At 64.5% G+C, this 25,130-nt stretch carries 24 protein-coding genes; 10 read left to right on the top strand and 14 right to left on the bottom strand.

Annotated features, from left to right (window positions below; all coding sequences use genetic code 11):
• Nucleotide 1 precedes the first annotated feature (1 nt).
• Complete coding sequence (locus D8Z78_RS12100) at nt 2-844, bottom strand: LOG family protein (RefSeq protein WP_121631205.1); 843 nt, start codon at nt 842-844, stop codon at nt 2-4.
• A 72-nt stretch (nt 845-916) separates the two neighbouring features.
• On the opposite strand from D8Z78_RS12100, the gene D8Z78_RS12095 reads away from it, so the two are divergent.
• From D8Z78_RS12095 to D8Z78_RS12075, 5 genes are all read left to right on the top strand, one after another.
• The gene (locus D8Z78_RS12095; protein ID WP_121631204.1) at nt 917-1,831 is read left to right on the top strand and encodes a threonine/serine dehydratase; all 915 of its coding nucleotides are present in this window, start codon (nt 917-919) and stop codon (nt 1,829-1,831) included.
• 67 nt (nt 1,832-1,898) lie between these two features.
• On the top strand, nt 1,899-2,726 hold the full coding sequence (dapD, locus tag D8Z78_RS12090; protein WP_121631203.1) for a 2,3,4,5-tetrahydropyridine-2,6-dicarboxylate N-succinyltransferase: 828 nt from the start codon (nt 1,899-1,901) through the stop codon (nt 2,724-2,726).
• A gap of 117 nt (nt 2,727-2,843) precedes the next feature.
• Nucleotides 2,844-3,092 (top strand): GlsB/YeaQ/YmgE family stress response membrane protein, encoded by a 249-nt coding sequence (locus D8Z78_RS12085; RefSeq protein ID WP_121631202.1) that lies wholly within the window; start codon nt 2,844-2,846, stop codon nt 3,090-3,092.
• A gap of 53 nt (nt 3,093-3,145) precedes the next feature.
• Nucleotides 3,146-4,186, top strand: coding sequence for a sodium:calcium antiporter (locus tag D8Z78_RS12080; protein ID WP_121631201.1), 1,041 nt, complete (start codon nt 3,146-3,148; stop codon nt 4,184-4,186).
• A 72-nt stretch (nt 4,187-4,258) separates the two neighbouring features.
• The gene (locus D8Z78_RS12075) at nt 4,259-4,591 is read left to right on the top strand and encodes a hypothetical protein (RefSeq protein ID WP_121631200.1); all 333 of its coding nucleotides are present in this window, start codon (nt 4,259-4,261) and stop codon (nt 4,589-4,591) included.
• A gap of 3 nt (nt 4,592-4,594) precedes the next feature.
• Here the strand turns inward: D8Z78_RS12075 and D8Z78_RS12070 are convergent, their stop codons facing one another.
• Both D8Z78_RS12070 and D8Z78_RS12065 read right to left on the bottom strand, forming a co-directional pair.
• Nucleotides 4,595-5,668 (bottom strand): Hint domain-containing protein, encoded by a 1,074-nt coding sequence (locus D8Z78_RS12070; protein WP_121631199.1) that lies wholly within the window; start codon nt 5,666-5,668, stop codon nt 4,595-4,597.
• Nucleotides 5,665-7,281, bottom strand: coding sequence for a Hint domain-containing protein (locus tag D8Z78_RS12065; RefSeq protein ID WP_121631198.1), 1,617 nt, complete (start codon nt 7,279-7,281; stop codon nt 5,665-5,667). The genes D8Z78_RS12070 and D8Z78_RS12065 overlap by 4 nt, the downstream gene beginning before the upstream one ends.
• 273 nt (nt 7,282-7,554) lie before the next feature.
• Between D8Z78_RS12065 and dapE the strand changes: the two genes are divergently transcribed.
• From dapE to rnr, 3 genes are all read left to right on the top strand, one after another.
• Nucleotides 7,555-8,697 (top strand): succinyl-diaminopimelate desuccinylase, encoded by a 1,143-nt coding sequence (gene dapE, locus D8Z78_RS12060; protein WP_121631197.1) that lies wholly within the window; start codon nt 7,555-7,557, stop codon nt 8,695-8,697.
• 8 nt (nt 8,698-8,705) lie between these two features.
• Nucleotides 8,706-9,107: a GNAT family N-acetyltransferase gene (locus D8Z78_RS12055; protein WP_240672104.1), complete on the top strand. Its 402-nt coding sequence runs from the start codon at nt 8,706-8,708 to the stop codon at nt 9,105-9,107.
• Between the two features lie 84 nt (nt 9,108-9,191).
• On the top strand, nt 9,192-11,498 hold the full coding sequence (gene rnr, locus D8Z78_RS12050; RefSeq protein ID WP_121631195.1) for a ribonuclease R: 2,307 nt from the start codon (nt 9,192-9,194) through the stop codon (nt 11,496-11,498).
• On the opposite strand, the gene D8Z78_RS12045 is transcribed toward rnr, so the two are convergent.
• Nucleotides 11,470-12,195 (bottom strand): glutathione S-transferase family protein, encoded by a 726-nt coding sequence (locus tag D8Z78_RS12045; RefSeq protein ID WP_121631194.1) that lies wholly within the window; start codon nt 12,193-12,195, stop codon nt 11,470-11,472. The genes rnr and D8Z78_RS12045 overlap by 29 nt on opposite strands.
• A 164-nt stretch (nt 12,196-12,359) precedes the next feature.
• Here D8Z78_RS12045 and D8Z78_RS12040 point away from each other — a divergent pair, with 164 nt between their 5' ends.
• On the top strand, nt 12,360-13,064 hold the full coding sequence (locus tag D8Z78_RS12040; protein WP_121631193.1) for a helix-turn-helix transcriptional regulator: 705 nt from the start codon (nt 12,360-12,362) through the stop codon (nt 13,062-13,064).
• A 64-nt stretch (nt 13,065-13,128) separates the two neighbouring features.
• Nucleotides 13,129-14,448: a lytic murein transglycosylase gene (locus tag D8Z78_RS12035; protein ID WP_206169679.1), complete on the top strand. Its 1,320-nt coding sequence runs from the start codon at nt 13,129-13,131 to the stop codon at nt 14,446-14,448.
• Between the two features lie 25 nt (nt 14,449-14,473).
• Here D8Z78_RS12035 and D8Z78_RS12030 read toward each other — a convergent pair whose 3' ends face one another.
• From D8Z78_RS12030 to carB, 10 genes are all read right to left on the bottom strand, one after another.
• Entirely contained in the window at nt 14,474-14,941 is a 468-nt protein-coding gene (locus D8Z78_RS12030; protein ID WP_121631191.1) for a hypothetical protein, read from the bottom strand.
• Nucleotides 14,941-15,435, bottom strand: coding sequence for an RNA pyrophosphohydrolase (locus D8Z78_RS12025; protein ID WP_121631190.1), 495 nt, complete (start codon nt 15,433-15,435; stop codon nt 14,941-14,943). Before D8Z78_RS12025 ends, D8Z78_RS12030 begins: the two co-directional genes overlap by 1 nt.
• Entirely contained in the window at nt 15,432-15,881 is a 450-nt protein-coding gene (locus D8Z78_RS12020; RefSeq protein WP_121631189.1) for an SRPBCC family protein, read from the bottom strand. The genes D8Z78_RS12025 and D8Z78_RS12020 overlap by 4 nt, the downstream gene beginning before the upstream one ends.
• A 39-nt stretch (nt 15,882-15,920) precedes the next feature.
• Entirely contained in the window at nt 15,921-17,255 is a 1,335-nt protein-coding gene (locus tag D8Z78_RS12015) for a S41 family peptidase (RefSeq protein ID WP_121631188.1), read from the bottom strand.
• A gap of 12 nt (nt 17,256-17,267) precedes the next feature.
• A complete protein-coding gene (locus tag D8Z78_RS12010; protein ID WP_121631187.1) occupies nt 17,268-18,371 on the bottom strand; it encodes a murein hydrolase activator EnvC family protein in 1,104 nt (367 codons plus the stop codon).
• Nucleotides 18,368-19,873 (bottom strand): 2,3-bisphosphoglycerate-independent phosphoglycerate mutase, encoded by a 1,506-nt coding sequence (gpmI, locus tag D8Z78_RS12005; RefSeq protein WP_121631186.1) that lies wholly within the window; start codon nt 19,871-19,873, stop codon nt 18,368-18,370. Before gpmI ends, D8Z78_RS12010 begins: the two co-directional genes overlap by 4 nt.
• A 346-nt stretch (nt 19,874-20,219) precedes the next feature.
• A complete protein-coding gene (locus tag D8Z78_RS12000) occupies nt 20,220-20,645 on the bottom strand; it encodes a hypothetical protein (RefSeq protein ID WP_128910781.1) in 426 nt (141 codons plus the stop codon).
• Nucleotides 20,630-21,133, bottom strand: coding sequence for a hypothetical protein (locus D8Z78_RS11995; protein WP_128910780.1), 504 nt, complete (start codon nt 21,131-21,133; stop codon nt 20,630-20,632). The genes D8Z78_RS12000 and D8Z78_RS11995 overlap by 16 nt, the downstream gene beginning before the upstream one ends.
• A 3-nt stretch (nt 21,134-21,136) precedes the next feature.
• A complete protein-coding gene (locus D8Z78_RS11990) occupies nt 21,137-21,463 on the bottom strand; it encodes a hypothetical protein (protein ID WP_128910779.1) in 327 nt (108 codons plus the stop codon).
• A gap of 125 nt (nt 21,464-21,588) precedes the next feature.
• Complete coding sequence (gene carB / locus D8Z78_RS11985) at nt 21,589-24,921, bottom strand: carbamoyl-phosphate synthase large subunit (RefSeq protein WP_121631182.1); 3,333 nt, start codon at nt 24,919-24,921, stop codon at nt 21,589-21,591.
• Nucleotides 24,922-25,130 lie beyond the last annotated feature (209 nt).

Below are 25,130 nucleotides of genomic sequence, written 5' to 3'. Positions count from 1 at the left end.
CTCAGCGCCCGGGAATGTCGCTGCGGGGCGGGGCCGGCTCCCAGTTCTCGACGATCTCGGCGGCCTCTTCGGCGCTTTCGACGAAGCGGAACAGGTCAAGGTCCTCGGGGCTGATCGTCCCGGCCTCGGACAGCGCGTCCCAGTTGACGATGCTTTCCCAAAAGGCCCGCCCGAACAGCAGTACGGGCACGCGCTGCATGCGGCCGGTCTGGATCAGGGTCAGCGTCTCGAACAGCTCGTCCAGCGTGCCGAAGCCGCCGGGAAAGACGCAGATCGCCCGCGCGCGCATCAGGAAATGCATCTTGCGGATCGCGAAATAGTGGAAGTTGAAAGCAAGGTCAGGCGTCACATAGGGGTTTGGCGCCTGTTCATGCGGCAGCACGATGTTCAACCCGATGCTGACGCCGCCCTCTTCCTGCGCGCCAAGGTTCCCGGCTTCCATCACGCCGGGGCCACCGCCCGTCACGACGACGAATTCACGGTTGCCGGTTTCCAGCGCCTTGCGCGTCATCAGCCGGGCAAAGCTGCGCGCCTCGTCGTAGAAATGCGACAGGTCGGCCAGCGTCTTGGTGCGCGCACCGTCCTTTTCGGCAGGCGACGGGATGCGCGCGCCGCCGAACAGCACGACGGTCGAGTCGATCCCGTGTTCGTTCAGCAGCAGTTCGAATTTCAGCAATTCCAGTTGCAGGCGCACCGGGCGCAGCTCTTCCAGACCCAGAAACGCCTCGTCGGCAAAGGCCAGACGATAGCTGGGCGAGCGGGTCTGCGGCGTATCGGGGATTTGCGCTGCGGTATCGCGGTCCAGATTTGCATCGCGCAGCGGGCTTCGGCGTTTGTCGGTCAATGGGCCGCTCCTTGTTGGCTTTGCCCCAGACGTATATGCCTGTGGACAAAAGCACCAGAGAGCAGGCCCGCCATGGATTGGAAAACCGAGATCGAAACCGCCAGCGCCCGGATCGAGGGCAAGACCGTGGTTACGCCGGTCATGCGCAGCGACGCGCTGTGGAGCCGCGAGATCGAGTTGAAGCTGGAGCAGCTTCAGCACACCGGCAGCTTCAAGGCGCGTGGCGCGTTCAACTCGCTGATGGCGATGGACGTGCCCGAGGGCGGCGTCGTGGCGGCGTCGGGGGGCAATCACGGCGCGGCGGTGGGGTTTGCGGCGAAATCGCTGGGCTATCCCGCGCATATTTTCGTCCCGGAAATGGCCGGGCCGGCCAAGATCGCGGTGATCGAACGCTCGGGTGCCGATCTGACGGTGGTGCCGGGCGAATATGCCGACGCGCTGGACATGGCGAAACGCTACGAAGAAGAACGCGGGGCGTGTCAGGTGCACGCCTATGACGCGCCGCTCACTGTTGCGGGCCAAGGCACGCTGTTGCGCGAATGGGAGCAACAGGGGTTGGAGGCCGATACGGTGCTGATCGCCGTGGGCGGCGGCGGCCTGATCGCCGGGGCCTTGGCCTGGGCGCAAGGCGCACGCAAGATCGTTGCCGTGGAGCCGATGTCCTGCAACGCGCTGACCGCGGCGCTGAAAGCGGGCGGCCCGGTGGATGTGCCGGTCTCTGGCGTGGCGGCCAACGCGCTGGGTGCACGTCGGATCGGGCAGATTTGCTACGATCTGGCCGCTGCCCAAGGCATCACCGCCGTCGAAGTCCCCGACGGGGCCATCGTCGAGGCCCAGCGCAGCCTGTGGCAAGCCCACCGCCAACTGGTCGAACCCGCCGGGGCCTGCGCGCTGGCGGCGCTGCAATGGGGCGCTTACGTTCCGGAACCGGGCGAGCGGGTCGCGGTGCTGGTCTGCGGTGCGAACCCCGCGCCCGACCCGCTCTAGGCGATTGCGCGAACCCGTCAATTGGTGTCTAACGCGCCGGAATTGTGATCCATCAAGGGAGGCCCCCATGTCCAACGCCCAGCTCGAAGCTGCCATCGAAGCCGCCTGGGAGGCGCGCGACACCATCACGCCGACGACCGGCGGTGAAACCCGCGAGGCAATCGAGGACACGCTGAACGCGCTGGACTCCGGCAAGCTGCGCGTGGCCCAAAAGATGGAAAACGGCGACTGGCACGTGAACCAGTGGGCGAAAAAGGCCGTGCTGCTGGGCTTCCGCATCAAGGACATGGAAGTGCATGACAATGGCCCGCAGGGGTCCGGCTGGTGGGACAAGGTCGACAGCAAATTCAAGGGCTGGGGCGAGTCCGAGTGGAAATCGGCTGGCTTCCGCGCCGTGCCGAACTGCGTCGTGCGCAAGTCCGCCTTCATCGCGCCGGGCGTGGTGCTGATGCCGTCCTTCGTCAACCTTGGCGCCTATGTCGACACGGGCACGATGGTCGACACTTGGGCGACCGTTGGCTCCTGCGCGCAGATCGGCAAGGGCGTCCACCTGTCCGGCGGCGTCGGCATTGGCGGCGTGCTGGAACCCATGCAGGCCGGCCCGACCATCATCGAGGACAACTGCTTTATCGGCGCCCGCTCCGAGGTGGTCGAGGGCTGCATCGTGCGCGAAGGCTCGGTCCTTGGCATGGGTGTCTTCATCGGCAAGTCGACCAAGATCGTCGACCGCGAGACCGGCGAAGTCATGTATGGCGAGGTCCCGCCCTATTCGGTGGTCGTCGCCGGTTCGATGCCGTCGAAGAACGGGATCAACCTGTACTGCGCGGTGATCGTGAAGCGCGTCGATGAAAAGACCCGCTCCAAGACCGGCATCAACGAGTTGCTGCGGGACTGACCCGCTGTTCCACTGGTATCGACGCCCGGGCCTGAACGCCCGGGCGTTTTTGTTTGGACCAAGGGGAACCTTTTGCCGCCTCTCGCGTTTACCTGCCGAATTGACCAAGGGGCGCGCATGGGACTGGGATTTCTTGCATCGATCATCGTCGGCGGGCTGGCGGGCTGGATCGCCAGCTATATCATGAAGGCCAAGACGGGGATCTTCACCAATATCATTCTCGGGATCATCGGGGCCGTCGTGCTGAACTGGCTGCTGGCGCGGGCCGGGATCTTTGCCGAGAACGCGTGGCTGCCGCAGCTGGTCGTGGGTGTCGCCGGGGCCAGCCTGCTGATCTGGGTCTGGCGGCAATTGCGGCGCGGCTGAGGGAACCTTTGCAGCGCGCGACGGTTGCCTGAACACGCCACCGAAAGGACAGCATGTTCGCCGATCTCAGCCTCGTCTGGCTGCTTGCCCTCTTTGCAATCACCACTGTTATCGTCGTGATCGTCTCGATCCGCGCGACGGCGCTGGCCGACATCATTGCCGACCGCACCGGCTTTGGCGAGGCGATGGCGGGCGCGATCATCCTTGGCGGGGCGACCTCGCTGGCCGGGATCGTCGTGTCGATCGACGGGGCTGCATCGGGTGACGCGGCCTTTGCCTTTTCCAATGCGGTGGGCGGGATCGCGGCGCAGACATTGTTCCTTGCCATTGCCGATATGCTGCATCGGGGCGTGAACCTAGAACATGCCGCAGCAGAGCCCGCCAACCTGTTCCAAGCCATCATCCTGATCGTCTTGCTGGCCCTGCCCATGGCGGCGGTGGCCGGGCCGGATATCAGTTTCTTTCAGGTCCATCCGGTCTCGGTCATTTTGGTTGTCGCCTATATCTGGGGCATGAAATCGGCGCAGCAGATGCGCGACAACCCGCTCTGGGAGCCGGTCGAGACCGACGACACCCGTCATGACGAACCCGAAAACGAGGACGACGCCAGAAAGCCGGTCACCCGCCCGGCGCTGATCTTTGCCGGGCTGGTCGCCATCATGGGCGTCAGCGGCTGGATCATCGCGCAGGTCGGCGGACAGTTCATCACCCGGTTCGGGCTGGCGTCGAGCCTTGTCGGCGCACTGATCACCGCACTGGTGACGTCGCTGCCGGAATTCGTGACAACGCTGGCCGCCGTGCGGCGCGGGGCGCTTCAGCTTGCGGTCGGCGGGATCATCGGCGGCAACATCTTCGACACGCTGTTCCTGACCCTGTCGGATATCGCCTATCGCGATGGCTCGCTATACCACGCGGTCGGCCTGTCGGATGTCTACTGGCTGGCCACCGGCCTGCTGATGACCGCGATTCTGCTGGCCGGGCTGATCCTGCGGCAGCGTCGGGGACCGGCTCGCATCGGCATCGAAAGCGTGTTGATGATCACGGTCTATGCCTGCGCGGTGGCCATCGAGTTGCTGACGGGCAAGACCGCCTGACCGGGTGCGCGGCCTCTGGCCCCGGCCGCCGGTTTCTGGCATGTAGGCCGCGTCACGGATCAGGAACGCACGATGTCCAATGCCCCCAAGGAAAAGCGCAAGCACGAGGTCTTTACCCTGCTGGTCGAGGTCGGCCGCAAGACCGGAGACGGCCTGCCCGAGGACGCGACCGGGGCGGCGCTGATGTGCTATGCCTCCGGCGTCGACGAGGCCGAGGCGGTGCGCGAAACCGTCGCGATCCTGAAACAGGCGGACATGGCGCCACTGGACGTGACAGGCTATGGCACGCTGGAGGAACGCGAGGACCAAGGCCACGAGATCGACGACGAAGAGCGCGCCCTGATGGACCGCGCGCTGGCGGAAAACGCCGTCATCGTCGCGCAGGTCACGCCGTTCTTCGACTGACGCTCAGGCGGCGCGCGCTTCGGCCAGCGTGATCGCCTCGAACGGGCGGAGCACCTTGAGGCCCGCGCGCGCATGTTCGGGCATCAGGTTCCGCGGCACTTCCGTCAGCAGCGTCTGCGCAACGTGATCGCGCCTGCGCCGCAAGCGTCCGACATACAAGGTCTCAAGCTGCGCCGAGGCCGACACCACAGGTTCGTGCCCCGGCAACAAGAGTTGATGATAGCGCACCAGCCGCGCGCCTTCCTCGTAGAGCGCGGCAAAGCCGTTGACCAGCGACAGCGCCGGGATCAAGACCTGCTCGCGGCCAAAGATATACTCGACCTCGGACCCGCCGATCACCAGCCGTTGATGCGGCGCGACCACCAGATCATGGCGCAGGCCGAAATAGGGCGCACGCAACCGGACCGGCTGGAACGAGCCCAGCGCGGGCACCTGCCGCTCGACCCGGGCCAGCACCGGCACGGTGCCGTGATCCCGCGTCAGAACCGTGTCGCCGCATTTCAGCGTCCGCACCGGGCGATAGCCCGTAGGCGTCAGCACAGGCGCCTGACCGACCAGCGACGGCATGGGGCCAATCGGCTCGATCCGGTCCGAGACCGCAAAGAACACGACATCGCGGTCCATCTCGATCAGCTGCGGGCGGCGCACCAGCGTATAGACGTCCTCCAGCAGCATGGGCGGCGGCGCGGGCGTATCCTGAACCACCACCGCATCGCTTTCGGGGCTTTCGACAGCAATCCGGCCAAACCGCGCCTCGCTGTCCCAGCAGAAGGTCACGCGGACGACGTCGGTGCGCGCATCGTGGCGGTGCTGAAGGACGGTGTGGAACACGTCTTCGCCTTGGCTCATGACAAGGACGATACCGCCACCGGGCACGGCGCGCACCGCGATCGAGCCATGCCACGGATAGCCGCGCTCGTACGACAGCAGGGTTTGCGGGCGACCCTCGGGGGACAGCCGGGTCTCGATCATGATCGAGCCGCGCGGCAACAGCACGTTGCGCGCCTCGGCATTCGTGCCAAAGCGTTCGGGACACACCCAAGCGCGCCCCTGCCCCGATATGGCAATCCAGCTCATGCCACCTGACCCCTGCGCAACACGGCTGCTTCGTGTTTTTTCAATATGCGTCGCGCCGATTCAGGATAGCCGTCGCCGGTCGCCGGGTCCAGTTCCGGGAACAGCCGCGTGATCTCTTTTACCGTGTCCTGTTCGAACACGGCGTTGGTCTGTGGTCCGGGCAGAAAGCTTTCGGACAACAACCCGTTGGCCCGGATGATCTCATGCCGGTCGAACAGCACATGCACATAGGTGATCGTACCGCCCTCGACGACGCGGATCGACTGGCCGTTGACGAGATGCCGCGCCGCGGCCAGCACCTCGGGTTCCTCGAACATCAGATGCGCAAGCACATCCTGCACCAGAACCCGATGCTGCGGTGATACAAGGATCGTGCGATGATCCCCAAGGGCACCCCCGGCAATCCGCACCGGCGCCATCACGCCCTTGGCCGCGACCGTGCGCGATCCGATCCAGCGCAGCGGCTGCGGTCCGTGATCGCGCGTCACGACAAGGTCGCCCGGCTCCAACTGCTCTACGGGGCGCGCGCCTTGCGGCGTCTCGACAAGCGTTCCCGCGACGAAACAGGGCACCGACTGCACGGTGACCATGCCCACATCGGTCTGCCCGGTGCTGCTGGCGGTGGTGTAGGTATAGTTGATCGTCTCTTCGTCGCCATCGCCCAGCACCGTCATGGTGCCATCGGCATTGAGCGTGACCTGCTGCCCCGTGTTCAGCGTGACCGTATCCCCGGCGGAAACGGCGACCCCGTTGATATGGGTGATCGTCAGCGTGCCGCCGGTATCGTTGATGTCATTGGCCAACGGGTCAAAGACCGTCTGGCCGGTCGGATTGACCGTGATCTCGTCCTCGATGGCGACAAGGGCGGTCTGGACGGAGTCCCCGGCAATCAGCAGGTTGGAATCATAGTTCGGGTCCAGCACGTCGGCGATGCCGATCCGGATGGTGTTCGTCTCGTCGGCGACCACCGGGATGGTCAGCGTCATCGTCACCGTGAAGCCGTCCATCTCGGTGTTGTACTGGTCCTGCGAATTGTCGATGAAAAGGTTTTGGTTGTTCGTTTCGTTGATGTTCGCCGGGTCGACATCGCCACTGCCAAACGCCACCTCGACCGGCACGCCATTGATCCAGACCATCACGAGGTCCTGATACAATGAGTCCGTGTATTCCGGATACTCCTCCGAGGAAAAGACGAACTGCATCGTCAGCGTGTCGCCCTCCGGCACGAAGGACACGTCCAGATAGGCCGCGTCATAGGTATTCGCGCCCGCCGCGGCGTTGAAATCGGGCCGGTTGTTCGGACCGGTGGTGTTGCTGGACGTGTCGCTGTTTTGATTGGAGTTCTGTGAACCGCCGCCCCACCACGACCACCAGCCGCCCCCGCTGCCGGCGCTGTTGGTGAAATCGCGCACGTGGCCGGTGGACAGGATCACGCCGGTATCCCCGGGCACGACGCCGGGCGATGTGCTCAGCCCCCCGGTGTAGATGCCGGAGGACAGCGGATCGCCGGTGTAGCTTGCGGAAAGAACGGTGACACCGTCGCCGAAAATGGTCTGTGCCATCTGCGTGGCGGACGCGCCCGTATTGATCGACAGCTCTGACGGAGCAACCATGGCCAGCCTCATGTAGCGCATAAGACAGACACACCGGACAGGCCGCAGGACGACCCGCCTTCGCTCAAGAACGCACTTGGAAACCGCTCGCCTGCCTCTGACGAATTTTTGTTGTTTGACTTGGCGTAGCACGCGTTTGCGAAATAGTTAACAAATTATTAACGGTGGTCTCGCCGAAGTCGGTCATCTTGGGCAAGCACTGATGCAATGTCGCCACATTTGCCAAATCCGGCGGGGCGCGGTAGCGATCGGGCACCAACACCGGAGAGCGCCATGACCACCAATCCCGCCGACCTGACCGCCCGCCTTGTCCGCTGCCCTTCTGTCACCCCCGACGAAGGCGGCGCGCTGGTGCTGTTGCAAGAGGTGCTGGAGGGCGCGGGTTTTGCCTGTACGCGGGTGGATCGCGGCGGGATCGCCAACCTGTTCGCGCGCTGGGGCGACAAGGGCCATGCGCGGACCTTCGGCTTCAACGGGCATACGGATGTGGTGCCGATCGGGCGGCGCGAGGACTGGCAACATGATCCCTTCGGCGCCGAGATCGAGGATGGCTTCCTGTACGGACGCGGCGCGACCGATATGAAATCCGGCGTGGCGGCCTTTGTCGCGGCGGCGGTGGATTACGTGACCACGACCCCACCGGACGGCGCGATTGCGTTGGCCATCACCGGTGACGAGGAAGGCGACGCCGTGGATGGCACCGTCGCGCTGCTGGACTGGATGGCCGAGCAGGGCGAACAGATGAGCGTTTGCCTCGTGGGCGAGCCGACCTCGCCCGACCACATGGGCCAGATGATGAAGATCGGGCGGCGCGGCTCGCTGAACGCTTGGTTCACCGTGACTGGCCAGCAGGGCCATTCCGCCTATCCGCACCGCGCGGTGAACCCGCTATCCGCCATGGCGCGGCTGATGGACCGGCTGGCCAGCTTTGAGCTGGATCAGGGGACCGATCATTTCGATGCCTCGACACTGGCGGTGGTGACCATAGACACCGGCAACCCGGCCACCAACGTCATCCCGGCCAAGGCCACTGCCTGCGTCAACATCCGCTTCAACGACGCCCATACCGGCGCGGGTCTGTCGGACTGGCTGCGCGATGTCGCGGCAGAGGTGGATGGCGATTTCGGCACGCAGACCGAGGTGAAGGTCAAGATTTCCGGCGAAAGCTTTCTGACCCCGCCGGGGCCGCTGTCGGATTTGATCGGCAAGGCGGTCGAGGCCGAGACCGGCATTGCACCCGAACTGTCCACCACGGGCGGCACCTCGGATGCGCGCTTTGTCAAGGATCACTGCCCGGTGGTGGAATTCGGCCTTGTGGGCAAGACCATGCACGCGGTCGATGAACGCGTCGAGGTGGCGCAGATCCACCAGTTGAAGGCGATCTATGCGCGTATCCTGCGGGATTATTTCGCGTGAGGGTCGAGGTGACGCACGATCTGGCAGAGCCACATGCGCTGCGCCGGGCGGTGTTCATCGAGGAGCAGGGCTTCACCGAGGCGGACGAGTGGGACGATCTGGACACGGGCGCGGTGCAGTTGGTGATCCGCGATGCGGGCCGCGCCGTGGCCTCGGCCCGGCTGCTGGATGAGGGGGCCGCCGGGAGGATCGGGCGGATCTGCGTGCTGAAGGACTGGCGCGGGCGCGGGCTGGGTGCCGATTTGGTGCGGTTCGGGATCGACCATTTCCGGGCGGCGGGAAAGGCGCGGGTGGTGCTGGGCGCGCAGGTGCAGGCGCAGGCGTTCTACGCCGGGCTGGGCTTTGCGCCGATGGGTGCGGTCTACGACGATGGCGGCGTCCCCCATCAGGAGATGGTCTGCCTGTTGTAGCCCCGTGGGTATTTTGCCCAAGAAGAAACCGGGGCGCGTGCTTTGTCCATGACGACGGTCATGCGGCGTGCTACGTCCCATGGCATGAACAGATTGCCCACCAAGCAGGAGATCCTCGACTGGATTTCCGACAACCCGACCCTGACTGCGAAGCGCGACATTGCCAAGGCCTTTGGCATCAAGGGCGCCGCGCGGATCGACCTCAAGCGCCTGTTGAAGGAGCTGGAGGAAGAGGGTCATCTGGCGAAACGCAAGAAGACCTATCGCGACCCGGACCGCTTGCCCCCCGTAAGCGTGTTGCAGATCAAGGCGCCCGATGGCAATGGCGACCTGTTCGCCACGCCGCTGGAATGGCATGGCGAGGGCGTGGAGCCGGTTGTGCTGATGGTCCTGCGCGAGAGCGACCCGGCCTTGGGCGAAGGCGACCGGGTGCTGGCGCGGCTGCAACTGGTCCACGAAGAGGATCACAATTACGAGGCACGGCTGATCCGCCGCATCGGGCAGAGCCCGCGCAAGGTGGTCGGCATCTTCCGCAAGGGCGCGGATGGCGGGCGGATTCTGCCGATCGACAAGGGCTCGGACCTTGAATGGATGGTGAAGGCGGATGCCACCGGCGGCGCGCTGGATGGCGAGTTGGTCGAGGCCGAGCAGGCCGGGCCGAAATCGCGCATGGGGCTGCCGCTGGCGCGGATCGTGCTGCGGCTGGGCGACCCGACCGCGCCGCGCGCGGTGTCGCTGATCGCCATTCACCAGCACGGCATCCCGGACGATTTCCCACCGGATGTGCTGGCCGAGGCGGACAGTATGAAACCCGCCGGGCTGAAGGGGCGCACCGATCTGCGCGACGTGCCTTTGGTGACGATCGACCCCAGCGATGCGCGCGACCATGACGATGCGGTCTTTGCCGAAGCAGATCCCAGCCCCGAGAACGAAGGCGGCTATATCCTGTGGGTCGCGATTGCCGATGTGGCGCATTATGTGCGCCCGGGATCCAAGCTGGACCGCGAAGCGAAGCGGCGCGGGAATTCCACCTATTTCCCCGACCGCGTTGTGCCCATGCTGCCCGACCGTCTGTCCGGCGATCTGTGTTCACTGCACGAGGGCGTGCCGCGCGCCTGTCTGGCGGTGAAGATGGTCATCGACGCCGAGGGCAATAAGCTGCGGCATGAGTTCCTGCGCGGGCTGATGCGCTCGCCTGCCTCCTTGAATTACCAAGAGGTTCAGGCGGCCATGGACGGCCAGCCGAATGACCGCTGCGCCGAGCTGCTCGACCCGGTGATCCGTCCGCTTTACGGCGCGTATGAGGCGCTCAAGCGCGCCCGCCAACGCCGCCAGCCGCTGGAACTGGACCTGCCTGAACGCAAGATCGTGCTGAACGAGGATGGCAAGGTGCAGTCCGTGGACTTTGCCGAGCGGCTCGACGCCCACAAGCTGATCGAGGAATTCATGGTGCTGGCCAATGTCGCCGCCGCCGAAACCCTGATCGAAAAGCGCGTGCCTCTGCTGTTCCGCGTTCACGAAGAACCGCCAGAGGACAAGCTGGACAGTCTGCGCGAGACGGCGCAGGCGGCGGGCATGACGCTGGCCAAGGGGCAGGTGCTGCAGACCCGGCACCTGAACGCGCTGCTGCGGCAGGCCGAGGGCAGCACCGATGACGAGTTGATCAATATGGCGACGCTGCGCTCCATGACGCAGGCCTATTACAACCCGAAGAATTTTGGGCATTTCGGCCTCGCGTTGATGAATTACGCGCATTTCACCTCGCCCATCCGGCGCTATTCCGACCTGATCGTGCATCGCGGTCTGATCAAGGCGCATGGCTGGGGCGATGATGGCCTGTCGGTCGAGGATATCGAACGGCTGGAGCAAACCGCCGAGCAGATCAGCGACACGGAACGCCGGTCGATGATGGCGGAACGGGACACGACGGATCGCTATCTGGCCGCCTACCTGTCGGACCGTGTCGGCGCCGAATTCACCGGCAAAGTGGCGGGCATTGCCAAGTTCGGCCTCTTCGTCAAGCTGGACGAGACCGGGGCCGATGGCTTGGTGCCGATCTCGACCTTGGGGAACGAATATTTCGTCTTTGACCGCGAAAGCGGCACCCTGATGGGGTCGGATTCCGGGCGGATCATCTCGCTGGGGCTGCGGGCGCGGGTCAAACTGACCGAAGCCGCGCCGCTGACCGGGGGCATCGCCTTCGAGTTGCTGGAACTCGATGGCGAAGAGTACGAAAGCAGCGCCGGGGGCCGCTCCCGTGGCTTTGGGCGCAGCAAGCGGTTCGGCGGCAAACCGTCCAAGACCGGCGCGAAACGCAAGGCCGCGGCGGCCAAGAAGAAGGACGCCGCGATCAAGCGCAAGGTCACGCGGCAGCGCAAAGCGAAGCGGTAAGCGGCGCGTATAGTCGCGCGCGCCCGCGTTCGACATATTCCATCAGGGTCGGGCGGCTGCGCAGCGCCCGCCGCAGGGCCGTATCGGCCTGACCGCTGTCGATGCCACTGAGCACGGGCAGAATGGCGGCATCTGCGGCGGTGGGCGTGTCGCCCATAACCCAGTGACGCCCCCACAGCAGATCGGTCAGCGCGTCCAGATCTGCGTCGAAACAGGCCTGCCGGGCGTCGGGCGACATCCGCCCAAGCCCCTGCCATTTCAGCCCCTTCACAATGTCCTTGCGGACCTTGCCGGGGATGACCAGCCGCAGGGGCGCGGGCATGTCGCCAAAGACGACGGGCATGAAGGCCGCCCAACCTCGGGGGTCTACCCAACGGTCATACATCATGCCATAACGCAGGTTCTCCTCGGCCATGCGGATCAGCGCATGGGCCTGCGCCCGTCCGGCAGCATCGAGACCCGGGAACAGATCGGCGCCCTGCGCCTCCAGCCAGCGCAGGATCAGGTTGCTGTCGGCAACCGGCCCTTCGGGCGTTTCGAGTACGGGCAGCTTGCCATAGGGGGCATTGGACGGATCGACGGTAAAGCGCGGGCGCCAGTCCTGCCCGGCCATGTCGAGACAGATCATCGCCTTGGTGCAAAAGCCGCTCAGGCTGGGTTCGCCAAGGGCGCCGGGAAAGGAAACGAGGGTGAGCATCGGGTTTCTCCTGTTGTGATGCGGTCTGTCTAGGCGGGCCTCTTGTCAATTTTTGTCAGGAAGTGTTTGCATAGTGAGACCTGTCCCGGGCTTGACCCGGGACCTCCACCGCAATCCACCCAGAGGCCCCGGGTCATGCCCGGGGCGCGTGAACACAGGTCGCCATGTCCCGCACCCACCGCCTGTTTCAATTGATGACCGCCCTGCGCCGCCTGCCCTCTCCGGTCACAGCCGCGACGCTGGCGCAGGAAACAGGCGTGTCGGAGCGGACGCTCTATCGCGACATCGACACCCTGCGCGAGTTGGGCGCGGTGATCGACGGCGAGGCGGGCTATGGCTATCGCCTGATCGAGGACGCCCATCTGCCGCCCTTGGGCTTCGACGACGAGGAAATCGAGGCGCTCGTCCTCGGGCTGCGCGAAGTCGTCCAGATCGGGGACCCGGCCTTGGCCGAAGCCGCCGAGACCGCCCTGTCGAAACTGCGCGCCCGCCTGCCCGACAGGCAGGCGCACCGGCTTCGCCATGCGGTGCTGAACGCGCAAAGGTTCGAACGCCCGCCCTTGCCCGGCATCGACAGCCGCGCCCTGCGGCAGGCATGCTGGGACGAGGTCGAGGTGGTCTTTGACTATGTCGACGCCAAGGGGGCGGCGACGCGGCGCCGGGCCAAGCCCTTGGGGATATCGTTCTTCCAGTTCAGCCAGTGCCTGTTGGCGTGGTGCTGCCTGCGGCAGGCGTTCCGCGCCTTTCGACTGGACCGGATGCGCGCGCTGGAGCGCACTGACACGTCCTTTCGCCCCGAGCGCGTCCCGTTGCTGCGCGCCTTTCTGGCCGACGCCAAGAAAGCAAGTTTCCGCGAGCCGCAAGGCTGAGGCTTCGCAGGGCGGTTCGGCTGCGCTAGGCTGCCCGAAAAGAATGAGCAGTCAGAATCGAGTCATGAATCACCCCGTCCTATTGCTGGCGCTGATTGGCGCTGGCCTGCCTGTCCATGCGGACACGGTCCGCCCCAAGGCCCGCCCGGTCGCCGAGGAAATCGTTGCGCGTGCCTCGATGGCCGAGTTCACCGTCGCACCCGCGCGCTCATTGCGCCCGGCGCTGCGTCCGCAAGCCCTGTCGGCCGTGGCCTCGGTGCACGGCTCCGATCCCGGTTTCCAGAACTGGATTCGGGATTTCCGCCCCCGCGCCTTGCAGGCCGGGATCAGCGCGGCGACCTTCGACCGGGCGTTTGCCGGGGTGCGTTTCGACCCCGAAGTGGTGGCGAAGGACAGCAAGCAGTCCGAATTCTCCAAGGCGATCTGGGACTATCTGGACAGCGCCGCCTCGGAGAGCCGCGTGACCAAGGGCCGCGAGATGATGGTCAAGCATGGCCGCCTTCTGCGCCAACTCGAAGAGCGCTATGGCGTCGACCGGCAGATCATCCTCGCCGTCTGGGGGATGGAGACGAATTTCGGCAGCTACCGTGGGTCGAACAACGTGGTGCAGTCCATGGCCTCGCTGGCCTATGACGGGCGCAGGCGGAGCTTTTTCGAGGGCGAGCTGATCGCCGCGCTGAAGATCCTGCAAGCCGGGCACACCGCGCCCGAAAACATGAAGGGGTCATGGGCGGGCGCGATGGGCCATACGCAGTTCATGCCCTCGTCCTTCAACGCGCTGGCGGTGGATTTCACCGGCGACGGGCGGCGCGACATCTGGGGCGAGGACCCGGCGGATGCGCTGGCCTCGACCGCCAATTACCTCGCGAAAAGCGGCTGGGTCACGCATATGCCTTGGGGGATCGAGGTGCGGCTGCCCGAGCGGTTCGACTATGCGCTGGTGGGAACGACCGAGAAGATGCCAAGCGACTGGGCACGGCTCGGGGTGCGCGACATGCGGGGCAACCCGGTCAAGGATCATGGCGCGGCGCGGGTCTTGCTGCCCGCCGGGCACAAGGGGGCGGCCTTCCTTGTGTTCAAGAACTTTCGGGTCATCAAGCGCTACAACGCGGCGGACGCCTATGCGCTGGGGGTCGGGCATCTGGGCGACCGCATCCTTGGCCTGCCGCCAATCGCCGGGAACTGGCCGCGCGGAGACCGGGCGCTGACCGTGTCGGAGCGCAAGGAATTGCAGCAACGCCTGACCGCGGCGGGGTACGATACGCGCGGGGTGGACGGGCGGCTGGGGCCGAACTCTATCTCGGCGCTGCGGCGCTGGCAAAGCGCACGCGGCATGGTGCCTGACGGCTTTGCCGGGTTCAGCACCTTGCAACGGTTGAGGTGATCGGGGGCGGGGCTTGGCCCCTGCCCTACGGCCTGTCGCGTCCCTCGGGGCACCTGCCGCGCAGACAGGCGGTCAGCGCCTTTTCCGCCGGTTTGCCCGCATGGAAGAACAGCGAGCTTGGGCAGGCGCTGGCCACGGTGGTGTAGTCGTCGCCGGTCTTGCGCAGGAAGGCGATGTAGCTGACCCCCGCGCCCAGCGTCCCGCACCATGGGCCGGAGCAAGTGACATGAACGGACACGTCATCGGCAAAGGGCGTGGTGAAGCCCTTGCGGCTGAGGGCCTTGCCGTCGATCCGTGCGGGCAGCGTCGTGTCCTTGCCGCTCATCGGCTCGGGCAGGCGGCTTTCGTCAAAGCTGAACCGGCCGCGCACGATGACCCATTCGGCGCTGTCGGCCTGCACCTCCTTGAACGCCTCGACGAGGTCGGGGCGCATGCAGGACAGCGACCAAGCGGGCGCGGCAAACAGGGCGAGCATCATGGCGAGAAGGCGCATCACAGGCGATCCCGGAAGGCTGCGATGACCTGCTCGTAGACGTGGCGCTTGAAGGGGACGATATTCTCGATCACCTCATCGGCGGGCGACCAGCGCCAATCCGAGAATTCCTGATGGTCGTCGGCATCGATCCGGACCTGATCGTCAGTGCCCTGAAACCGCATCAGGAACCATTTCTGTTCCTGCCCGCGATAGCGCCCCTTCCAGATATGCGGAACCATGTCATGCGGCAGGTCATAGGCGATCCAGCCATCGGTCTCGGCCTCGATGGTCACCAGATCGGGGTGAACGCCGGTTTCCTCCTGCAATTCCCGCAGGGCGGCGGTGCGGGCGTCCTCGCCCTTGTCGATACCGCCCTGCGGCATCTGCCAAGCCAGCGGTTCATGCGGCTTGCGGTCGATGCGGCAGCCGACGAAGGCGTGACCTTCGGCGTTGACCAGCATCACGCCGACATTGCGGCGGTAGGGAAGCTTGGCGATCTCTTCGGGGGTCATCGGGGCGTCCTCTCGTCGTACAGCAGCCGCAGCCGGGCCGGGTGTCGGGCGCGATACAGGTAACGCGCCCAAAGCCCGTATAGCGGGGTCAGCGCCCCGGCATCAATCGTGATGGTCTCATCCAGACGTGTGCCTGACGCAGTCGCGGTCAGGCGCAGGTCGTGATCCCACTGGCGCACGCCCGCGCCGTGTTCTGCACTTTGGAAATGGTGGTGGTCGTCATCGCAGGTGATCACCCGCATGGTGTAATCCTGCGCAGGCAGGATGCCGAAGACCGACACGCGCACGGCGATCTCCTGCCCTTGGTGGATGCGGCCCGAAGGCAGGCCGTCGAAACGCAGGCGCGGGGCGTTGACCCGCGCCAATGCGTCAAGGTTGGTGACGAGCGCCCAGAGCCGGTCGGGCGGCACGCTGTAATCGAAGGACAGGGAAACACGCTGCGCCATGACGGGGGCGGGCGGGGATGACCCCCGCCCTGCAGCTTGTCAGTTCTTGGGCACGAAGGCCGTCAGGCCCTTGAGGATGTCCACGGCATAGGCCAGCTGGTAGTCCTCTTCGCGAAGCTTCGCCGAAGCTTCGGCCTTGGCCCGGTCGGCTTCGATCTGTTCGATCTCTTCCGGGGTCAGGCTGTCATTGTCGAGACGCCCCCGCAGATCAGCCTCGGAGCGGTTGAAGACGGTGTTTTCCTCTTCATCCTCGGCGTTCGGGTCGCGGCGCGGCTGTTCGACGACGATGTCGGGCGACACGCCCAAGGCCTGAATGGACCGGCCCGACGGGGTGTAGTAGCGCGCGGTGGTCAGGCGCATCGCGCCATCGCCCCGCAGCGGCATGACCGTCTGGACCGAGCCCTTGCCGAAGGATTTCGTCCCCACGACGATGGCGCGGCGATGGTCCTGAAGCGCACCGGCGACGATTTCCGACGCCGAGGCCGAGCCGCCATTGATCAGCACCACCAGCGGTTTGCCCATGGCCAGATCGCCCGCCGTCGCATTGTAGCGGTCGCCATCCGCCGGGTCACGGCCCCGGGTCGAAACGATCTCGCCCTCTTCGAGGAAGGCATCCGACACGCGGATCGCCTGCGTCAGCAGACCCCCCGGGTTGTTGCGCAGGTCAAGGATGAAGCCGTTGATATTGTCGATGCCACCGGCCTCTTCGACCTGTTCGGCAAGGCCCTCGGCCATCTGGGTATAGGTCTGGTCGTTGAAGGTGGTCACGCGCAGCACCACCGCATTGCTTTCCAGACGGGTGCGGGCGGCGGTCAGCTTGATCTTGTCGCGGATGATCGAGACGTCGAACGGCTCTTCCTCGCCTTCACGCACCACGGTGATCAAGATTTCGCTGCCCACAGGCCCGCGCATCAGGTCGACCGCTTCGTCCAGCGTCAGGCCCAGAACCGACTCGCCATCGACATGGGTGATGAAGTCACCGGCCTCGATCCCTGCCTCCATCGCGGGGGTGCCGTCGATCGGCGAGACGACCTTGACGAAGCCATCTTCCTGCGTGACCTCGATCCCAAGACCGCCGAATTCGCCGCGCGTCTGAACGCGCATGTCGGCGGCATCATCGGGGGCAAGGTAGCTGGAATGCGGGTCGAGCGAGGTCAGCATACCGTTGATCGCGGCCTCGATCAGGTCGGCCTCGTCCACCTCTTCGACATATTGCGCGCGGATGCGTTCGAAGATGTCGCCGAACAGGTCCAGCTGTTCGTAGACGGTCCCCTGACGGCTGTCCTCCTGCGCCAGCAGCGGGCCAACGAATTGCGTGGTCGCCACCACCGAGGCCAGCATGCCGCCAATTGCGGCCATCACGAATTTCTTCATCTCAGCGTTCCCTTATTCGGTTGTGAACCACGTGAGCGGATCAACAGGCGTGTCGCCTTCTCTGACTTCTATATAGAGCGTTTCCGAGCGGCCAGCGCCACCCCCTTCACTTGTCAGTGAGACAATATCACCGGGGGCCCCCGGCATCAGGCCCACGGGCGAGCCCGCAGGCAGCACCTCGCCGGTCTCGCCATAGACCTCGTCCAGCCCGGCCAGAACGAACAGCAGGTCGGCCTGAGGTTCAAGTATCGTGACGAGGCCGTAATCCAAGAGCGGCCCGTTGTAACGGATCGTCGCAGCGGTGGGCGTGGTGACCAGCGCGCTCGGCCGGGTCGCCAGAACGATGCCGGGGCGCGTGACGCCCGCCGCATCCGCCTGACCGGCGGCGCGCAGCACGACGCCGCGCACCGGCAGCGGCAGGATGCCCTTGCGGTCCTCGATCGGCGGCATGACCTCGGCCACCTCGCCTTCGGTGATCTGGGTCAGCCCCTCGGCAAAGCCTTGCAGCGTTTCGGTGGCCGAGATCAGGATCTGCGTCTTGATCGGGTCCTCGGTAAAGCGTTTCGGCAGGTCGGTGCGATTGGCAATCGCCTGACTCAGCTCGGTGCGCGCGGCCTGCACGCCCGCTAGCCCCTCTTCGAGCGTCTTGGCGGCGTTCTGTTGCAACTGGCGCAGGGCGGTGACCTCGTCGAGATCGCTGCGCAGGGCGGCGGCGCGGGCGGCCAGACCCGGCGTCACGGCGGCCAGCAACATGCCAGAGCGGGCGCTGCCCAGCGGCCCTTGCGGGTGCAGAAGGGTCTGCGGCTCCGCCCGGTTGCCCAGCGCGGTCAGCACGCCCAACAGCTGCGCGACCTCGTTTTCCTGCGATTGCAGGCGCTTGGCCAATTCCGTTTCGCGGATCGCCGCATCGCGCAAGCCGTCGCGCATGGCGGTCAGACCGTCCTCATACGCCCGCACCGTATCGGTCAATGCCGCCACCCGGTCGCGCGAGTCCTCGGCTGTGTCCAGCAGGACCGACGCGGCCTCCAGCGCTTCGGCTGCATTGCGCGCAGCTTGGCCCGCATCCTGCGCATGGGCGGATGTGGCAAGCAGAGCGATCAGCGCAAGGCGTTTCAATTGATGAGGCTTTCCCCGGTCATTTCTTCAGGTTGCGGCAGGTCCATCAGGGCCAGCAGGGTCGGCGCCACGTCAGCCAGCCGCCCGTCGCGCAGCGTCGCACCTTCGGGGCCGCCATACAAGATCACCGGCACAAGGTTCGTTGTATGCGCGGTATGCGGCCCGCCGGTTTCAGGGTCGACCATGGTTTCGCAATTGCCGTGATCGGCGATCACCAGCAGCGCGCCGCCGGTCTGCTCCAGCTTGTCGACGACCTGACCAAGGCCGTGATCCACGGCCTCGCAGGCCTTCATCGCCGCTTGCAGATCGCCGGTATGGCCGACCATATCCGGGTTGGCATAGTTCACCACGATCAGGTCATAGCCGTGGTCGATGGCCTCAAGGAATTTCTCCGTCACCTCGCCCGCGCTCATTTCCGGCTGCATGTCATAGGTCGCCACCTTGGGCGATTTCGGCATGAAGCGGTCCTCGTCCGGCTCCGGCGTTTCCTTGCCGCCGTTGAGGAAGAAGGTCACATGCGGGTATTTCTCGGTCTCGGCAAGGCGGAACTGGGTCTTGCCCTGCTTGGCCACCCATTCGCCCAGCGTGTTGACGATCTTCCGCTTGGGGAAGGCGGTGGTCATGTAGGTGTTGTGACGGTCGGAATACTCGACCATACCCAGCAGCGCCGAAAGCTGCGGTTTTTCACGCTCGAACCCGTCGAAGTCGGGATCACCGATGGCCGCGAGGATTTCGCGCGCGCGGTCACCCCGGAAGTTGACGAAGAACAGGCCGTCAAAGGGCTGAAGGCCCTCGTAGCCCTCGATCACGAAGGGGAGAATGAATTCATCGTTCTTGCCGTCGTCATAGCTGGCCTTGATGCCGGTCACGGCGTCGGGCTGCACCGGCCCCGTGCCATCCACCGCAGCGCGATAGGCCTGTTCGACCCGCTCCCAGCGATTGTCGCGGTCCATGGCGTAATAGCGGCCCGAGACAGTAGCGATGCGCGCGCCCTCCGGCAGGGCCTTTTCAAAGGCAGCAACTTGATCGGCGGCCGATGTCGGGGCCACGTCGCGCCCGTCGGTGATGACATGAACGAGGACGGTCAGCCCTTGATCGGTGAGGGTTTTCGCGGCGGCCAGCAGGTGGTCGGTATGCGCATGAACGCCGCCATCCGAGGTCAGCCCCATGATATGCGCGGTGCCCCCGGCTTTCTTGACCGTCGCGGCAAAGTCCAGAATGGCCTCGTTTTCGTAGAAGCTGCCATCCTCGATCGCCAGATCGATCTGCCCAAGATCCATCGCCACAACGCGGCCTGCGCCGATATTGGTGTGCCCCACCTCGGAGTTCCCCATCTGCCCCGTGGGCAAGCCCACATCCGGGCCGTGGGTGATCAGCGTGGCATGCGGGCACGTCGCGGTGAGCCGGTCGATGGTGGGGGTGTTGGCCAGCTTCGGTGCGTTGTTCGCCTCGTCCTCACGCAGGCCCCAACCGTCGAGAATGGTGAGAATGACAGGTTTCATACGCGGCCTCCAAAGCGGTGTCGCGCGTGGTGTAGCAGAGGGGATCGGGGTTGTGGAGGGGGCGCGTGGTTAACGGCGCGGGCGGTGGGGTTAATGCGGCGCACGCTGGTATTTTGCCGCAAAATATTGTGATTAATTGATTTTTAAGGACAAGTGTTCACACATGTGAACCGTGTTTTGCACGCCCGGATTCTGAAAACTGCCCGGGACTTTCTGGAAATGCGCCCAGTCGGGCTAAATTTCGCAGAGTCAAGCGTTACGCACCAAAGAAATTTGTTAACCATTTGACTGTCGTCCATGGAAGACAACCTTGCAGCAAGGATTCCAACGCATGTGCGATCCCCGATCAAATCCCGGCCAGTGCCGTTTTTTGCGTGATTGTGACTTCTTCCAGCAGTTCGTCTTCGACGATCTGTGCAGTATATGCCTGACCATTTTCGTACAGGCGGTAGCCGTCTTGCAGGCCGGTCTCTGCGGCGTCCTCAAGAGGGATGGCAACCCGCCGCCCGTCGAATGACACCTGCCTCAACAGTCCGTGCAACCGATCTTCGGTCATGGCGAAGAGGTATAGGTCACAGCTTGCCGCAAAGTCGCCGGACACGGGGGTAAACAAACCCGCGTTGCGCTTGGCTTGGAAGAATTCATAGTCGCTGTCATCCCCAAAACGCAGAAGGTCCGCCGGAGCAATCCTCAAAGCCTGCGCGAGCGCGCCAAGGTCCTGCGGCCGGGGGCCAACAAGGACAGATCGGGACATCATCAGCACTTCTTCCAAAGCTCAAGCACCTCCTCAACCTTGTCCGGGTCCAACCCAGGAAAATTATTCGCGAATTTCATAGCATTTTCCAGACTGCCGCTATTGAGCATCTTCAGAAATTGGTGTTGGCCGCGATCCATCTGCACGACCCCCGGCCCGGATTTGGGAAAGATTGTGCCTGTTTCGCCATGCATCTCGTAAGTTCTCCCATTCACCATGATGTCATTGCCGCTTCGGGTGAAGTTACCGGACTTCATCGCGTCCAGATCGCCAGCGACGTCTACGTCAGGATCCAGCATGGAATTCTTTTCCTTCGTCGGATCATTGCCCTTGGTTTTGCAGGGATTGTGACGTCTGGCTGGTGCTTTGGGGGGCTTTGGCAATCGGTTGCATTTTCCCGTAGCGCAGGGCTTGCCGGTGGAGGGCTTTGGACCATTACGCGGTTTGGGAGCCTTTTTCCCACCCTTTTCCAAGAGCTTCAGCAGGATGTTCAGAAGGCTGCGCAAGGTTCAAAGTCTCTCCCGCAGTTCAAGGACCAACCTCTCGGGGTCGCTAAAACGACGGGAGACCGTGGCGTTCAAGGACACGAACTCTGAGATGGAGCGTAATGGACGACGTTGTTCAAAAGACAGTTCAAAGTAAGCATCCAAGGCCGCCTCGGACGTGATCGCAAGCGCTTCGCAGTCGGCTCTGCAGACCGTGAACAGAGCATCTTGCTCTTCAGAGGGCATGGTCTCGCAAGCATCCGCAAGGCTTCGACGGAGCTCTCGAAAAAACCGTTCTTCCGCATGGCGATCGAATGCCGCCAGTTGAAGAGAATTGAGACGCAGACCCATCGTGCCGCCCGTCAAAAATACATTGACTCTGACGATAGCGAAAAAGCTCCCGCACTCAAGGCCATATTCAACCGTGGGATGTCTCTCGCCCCGGCGGCGTTTCTGCGCCGAAGCGGCTCTGTGGTTCACCCCTGCAACGATTTGACGACCAGCTCGCCCTCTTCCCGCGCTTTCATCGCCAGCGCCGCCGCGTGGGCGCCTGCGGCCGTGGTGAAATACGGGATCTTGTCGTACAGCGCGACCGAGCGGATTTCGCGCGAGTCAGACACCGCAGCCGCGCCTTCGGTCGTGTTCATCACCAGTTGCACGCCGCCATCCTTCATCAGGTCGACGATGTTCGGGCGGCCCTCGTAGACCTTCTTAATGATGTCACAGGCGATGCCCTGCTCTTTCAGGAAGGCTGCCGTGCCAGCGGTCGCCACGATCTTGAAGCCCAAGTCAGACACGGTCTGCGCGGCCTCGACGATCACCTCGGTCTTGTCCTCGTTCTTGACCGACAGGAAAACCGTGCCCTCTTCGGGCAGATGCGTGCCCGCCCCCATCTGCGCCTTGAGGAAGGCCCGGGGGAAGCTGCGGTCCCAGCCCATGACCTCGCCGGTGGAGCGCATCTCCGGCCCGAGGATCGTGTCCACGCCGGGGAAGCGGGCGAAAGGCAGCACCGCCTCCTTGACCGAATACCAAGGCGTCTTGGGGTCGGCGAGCGTCATCATGTCTGCCATCGGCACGTCGGTCTCGTAATCCGCGTCCTCAGGATAGGGGTCGCGCATCGGGAAGGCGGAAAGCTTCTCGCCCGCCATCAGGCGCGCGGCGATGGAGGCAATGGCGCTGTCCGTCGCCTTGGCGACAAACGGCACGGTGCGCGAGGCACGCGGGTTGACCTCGATCAGGTAGATGTCGTCGCCCTTGATCGCGAATTGCACATTCATCAGCCCGACCACGTTCAACGCGCGGGCGAGGGCAACGGTCTGCTCCTTGATCCGCTCGATAATCTCGTCGGACAGCGAATAGGGCGGCAGCGAGCAGGCAGAGTCGCCGGAGTGGACGCCGGCCTCTTCGATGTGCTGCATGATGCCCGCGACGTGCACCGCCTCACCGTCACACAGCGCGTCGACATCCAGTTCGGTCGCCCCCGACAGGTAGCTATCCAGCAAAACGGGAGAGTCTCCCGACACGACGACGGCGTCGCGGATGTAGCGGCGCAGATGATCCATGTCGCGCACGATTTCCATCGCACGCCCACCCAGCACGTAGGACGGGCGGATCACCAGCGGAAAGCCGATTTCATCCGCGATCTCAAGCGCCTGCGTGTCGGTCGAGGCGATGCCGTTCTTGGGCTGCTTGAGCCCCAACTGGTTGACCAGCGCCTGAAAGCGTTCGCGGTCCTCGGCCAGATCGATGGCGTCGGGCGTGGTGCCAAGGATCGGGATGCCTTCGGCCTCCAGCGCATTGGCCAGTTTCAGCGGCGTCTGACCGCCGAACTGCACGATCACGCCGTGCAACGTGCCATTGTCCTGCTCGGCCCGCAGGATTTCCATGACGTGTTCGAAGGTCAGCGGCTCGAAATACAACCGGTCCGAGGTGTCGTAATCGGTCGACACGGTTTCCGGGTTGCAGTTGATCATGATCGTCTCATAGCCCTGATCCGCCAGCGCAAAGCAGGCGTGGCAGCAGCAATAGTCGAACTCGATCCCCTGCCCGATCCGGTTCGGACCACCGCCCAGAACGACCACCTTTTTGCGGTCGCTGGGACGGGATTCGCACTCCGCCTCGCCCATCATTGGCATTTCATAGGTGGAGTACATGTAGGGGGTCTGGGCCTCGAATTCCGCCGCGCAGGTGTCGATCCGCTTGAAGACAGCGGTGACGCCCTGACCCTGACGACGCTTGCGCACGTCCTTTTCGGCAAAGCCCGTCAGCTTGGCCAGACGCGCATCGGTGAAGCCCATCATCTTGAGCTCGCGCATGCCCGCGGCATCCTGCGGCAGGCCGTTTGCGCGCACGGTTTCCTCTGCCTCGATGATCTCGCGGATACGGGCAAGGAACCACGGATCGAACATGGTGACGCCCTGGATTTCGTCATTGGTCAAGCCATGGCGCATGGCCTGCGCGATGGTGCGCAGGCGGTCCGGGGTCTGCTGGCCGATGGCCTTGATCACCGCCGCCTTGTCCGGGGCCCCCGGAATTTCGACCTCGTCAAAGCCGGTCAGGCCGGATTCCATGCTCGCCAGAGCCTTTTGCATCGACTCGTGGATGGTCCGGCCAATGGCCATCGCCTCGCCCACGGATTTCATCGCGGTGGTCAGAAGCGGCTGCGAGCCGGGGAATTTTTCAAAGGCGAATTTCGGGATCTTGGTCACGACATAGTCGATGGTCGGCTCGAACGACGCGGGCGTGACCTTGGTGATGTCATTGTCCAGTTCATCGAGCGTATAGCCGACCGCCAGCTTGGCCGCGATCTTGGCGATGGGGAAGCCGGTCGCCTTGGACGCCAGCGCCGACGAGCGCGACACGCGCGGGTTCATCTCGATCACGACCATGCGGCCATTGTCCGGGTTCACCGCCCATTGCACGTTGGAGCCGCCGGTTTCCACGCCGATCTCGCGCAGGACGGCGATCGAGGCCGTGCGCATGATCTGGTATTCCTTGTCGGTCAGGGTCAGCGCGGGCGCAACGGTGATCGAGTCGCCGGTATGCACGCCCATCGGGTCGACGTTTTCGATGGAGCAGACGATGATCGCGTTGTCCGCCTTGTCGCGGACGACCTCCATCTCGTATTCCTTCCAGCCCAACAGGCTTTCATCCACAAGGATCTGACCAACCGGCGAGGCATCCATGCCCGAGCGGCAATAGTGGATGTAATCCTCGCGGTTATAGGCCACGCCACCGCCCGTGCCGCCCAGCGTGAACGCAGGGCGAATGATCGCGGGCAGGCCGATCTCTTCGAGCGCCTCCAAAGCGATCTCGACGCCCTTCGCCAGATCGCGCTTGCCATTGGCCATCTTGGGCGCGGTCACGATGGTCGCCTTGGGGTTTTCCAGTCCCAGCCGGTCCATCGCCTCGCGGAACAGCTTGCGGTCCTCGGCCATTTCGATGGCCTCGCGCTTCGCCCCGATCATTTCGACGCCGAATTTCTCCAGCACACCCATCTCTTCGAGCGCGAGCGAGGTGTTCAGGCCGGTCTGACCACCCATCGTCGGCAGCAGCGCGTCGGGGCGCTCTTTCTCGATGATCTTGGCGACCACCTCGGGGGTGATCGGCTCGATATAGGTGGCGTCGGCCAGTTCCGGGTCGGTCATGATGGTGGCCGGGTTGGAGTTCACGAGGATCACCCGATATCCCTCTTCGCGCAGCGCCTTGCAGGCCTGAGCGCCGGAATAGTCGAATTCGCAGGCCTGCCCGATGACGATGGGCCCCGCGCCGATGATCATGATGGACTTGATGTCGGTACGTTTGGGCATGGGGGACCTCTTTGGCGATGTATGGCGCAGCAGCTTGGGGCGCGTGACTCGGTCAGCGCCCAAATTGTCGTGGGTTATAGACATCGCGGAAGGGGGTTCAACCCCTTAAACCCACCCCGCCCGCGGCTTCTTTGGTCCCCAAATACCTCGGGGGGAATGGCCGCAGGCCAGGGGGGCAGAGCCCCCTGCCCCAAGCGACGCGCCACGCG

It is taken from the genome of Tropicibacter alexandrii, from assembly GCF_003667315.2.
GTDB lineage: Bacteria > Pseudomonadota > Alphaproteobacteria > Rhodobacterales > Rhodobacteraceae > Tropicibacter > Tropicibacter alexandrii.
This window is presented reverse-complemented; position numbering and strand designations above follow the sequence as displayed.

What these genes read in the sequence shown, in the direction of transcription:
- D8Z78_RS12025 (WP_121631190.1), bottom strand. Translation starts at nt 15,435, where the DNA reads ATGACCCCCGAAGAGATCGCCAAGCTTCCCTACCGCCGCAATGTCGGC.
- D8Z78_RS12080 (WP_121631201.1), top strand. Translation starts at nt 3,146, where the DNA reads ATGTTCGCCGATCTCAGCCTCGTCTGGCTGCTTGCCCTCTTTGCAATC.
- dapD (WP_121631203.1), top strand. Translation starts at nt 1,899, where the DNA reads ATGTCCAACGCCCAGCTCGAAGCTGCCATCGAAGCCGCCTGGGAGGCG.
- D8Z78_RS12015 (WP_121631188.1), bottom strand. Translation starts at nt 17,255, where the DNA reads ATGAAGAAATTCGTGATGGCCGCAATTGGCGGCATGCTGGCCTCGGTG.
- D8Z78_RS12085 (WP_121631202.1), top strand. Translation starts at nt 2,844, where the DNA reads ATGGGACTGGGATTTCTTGCATCGATCATCGTCGGCGGGCTGGCGGGC.
- D8Z78_RS12040 (WP_121631193.1), top strand. Translation starts at nt 12,360, where the DNA reads ATGTCCCGCACCCACCGCCTGTTTCAATTGATGACCGCCCTGCGCCGC.
- D8Z78_RS12070 (WP_121631199.1), bottom strand. Translation starts at nt 5,668, where the DNA reads ATGAGCTGGATTGCCATATCGGGGCAGGGGCGCGCTTGGGTGTGTCCC.
- D8Z78_RS11990 (WP_128910779.1), bottom strand. Translation starts at nt 21,463, where the DNA reads ATGGGTCTGCGTCTCAATTCTCTTCAACTGGCGGCATTCGATCGCCAT.
- carB (WP_121631182.1), bottom strand. Translation starts at nt 24,921, where the DNA reads ATGCCCAAACGTACCGACATCAAGTCCATCATGATCATCGGCGCGGGG.
- dapE (WP_121631197.1), top strand. Translation starts at nt 7,555, where the DNA reads ATGACCACCAATCCCGCCGACCTGACCGCCCGCCTTGTCCGCTGCCCT.
- D8Z78_RS12095 (WP_121631204.1), top strand. Translation starts at nt 917, where the DNA reads ATGGATTGGAAAACCGAGATCGAAACCGCCAGCGCCCGGATCGAGGGC.
- D8Z78_RS12030 (WP_121631191.1), bottom strand. Translation starts at nt 14,941, where the DNA reads ATGCGCCTTCTCGCCATGATGCTCGCCCTGTTTGCCGCGCCCGCTTGG.
- D8Z78_RS12045 (WP_121631194.1), bottom strand. Translation starts at nt 12,195, where the DNA reads ATGCTCACCCTCGTTTCCTTTCCCGGCGCCCTTGGCGAACCCAGCCTG.
- D8Z78_RS12075 (WP_121631200.1), top strand. Translation starts at nt 4,259, where the DNA reads ATGTCCAATGCCCCCAAGGAAAAGCGCAAGCACGAGGTCTTTACCCTG.
- rnr (WP_121631195.1), top strand. Translation starts at nt 9,192, where the DNA reads ATGAACAGATTGCCCACCAAGCAGGAGATCCTCGACTGGATTTCCGAC.
- gpmI (WP_121631186.1), bottom strand. Translation starts at nt 19,873, where the DNA reads ATGAAACCTGTCATTCTCACCATTCTCGACGGTTGGGGCCTGCGTGAG.
- D8Z78_RS12020 (WP_121631189.1), bottom strand. Translation starts at nt 15,881, where the DNA reads ATGGCGCAGCGTGTTTCCCTGTCCTTCGATTACAGCGTGCCGCCCGAC.
- D8Z78_RS12035 (WP_206169679.1), top strand. Translation starts at nt 13,129, where the DNA reads ATGAATCACCCCGTCCTATTGCTGGCGCTGATTGGCGCTGGCCTGCCT.
- D8Z78_RS12065 (WP_121631198.1), bottom strand. Translation starts at nt 7,281, where the DNA reads ATGGTTGCTCCGTCAGAGCTGTCGATCAATACGGGCGCGTCCGCCACG.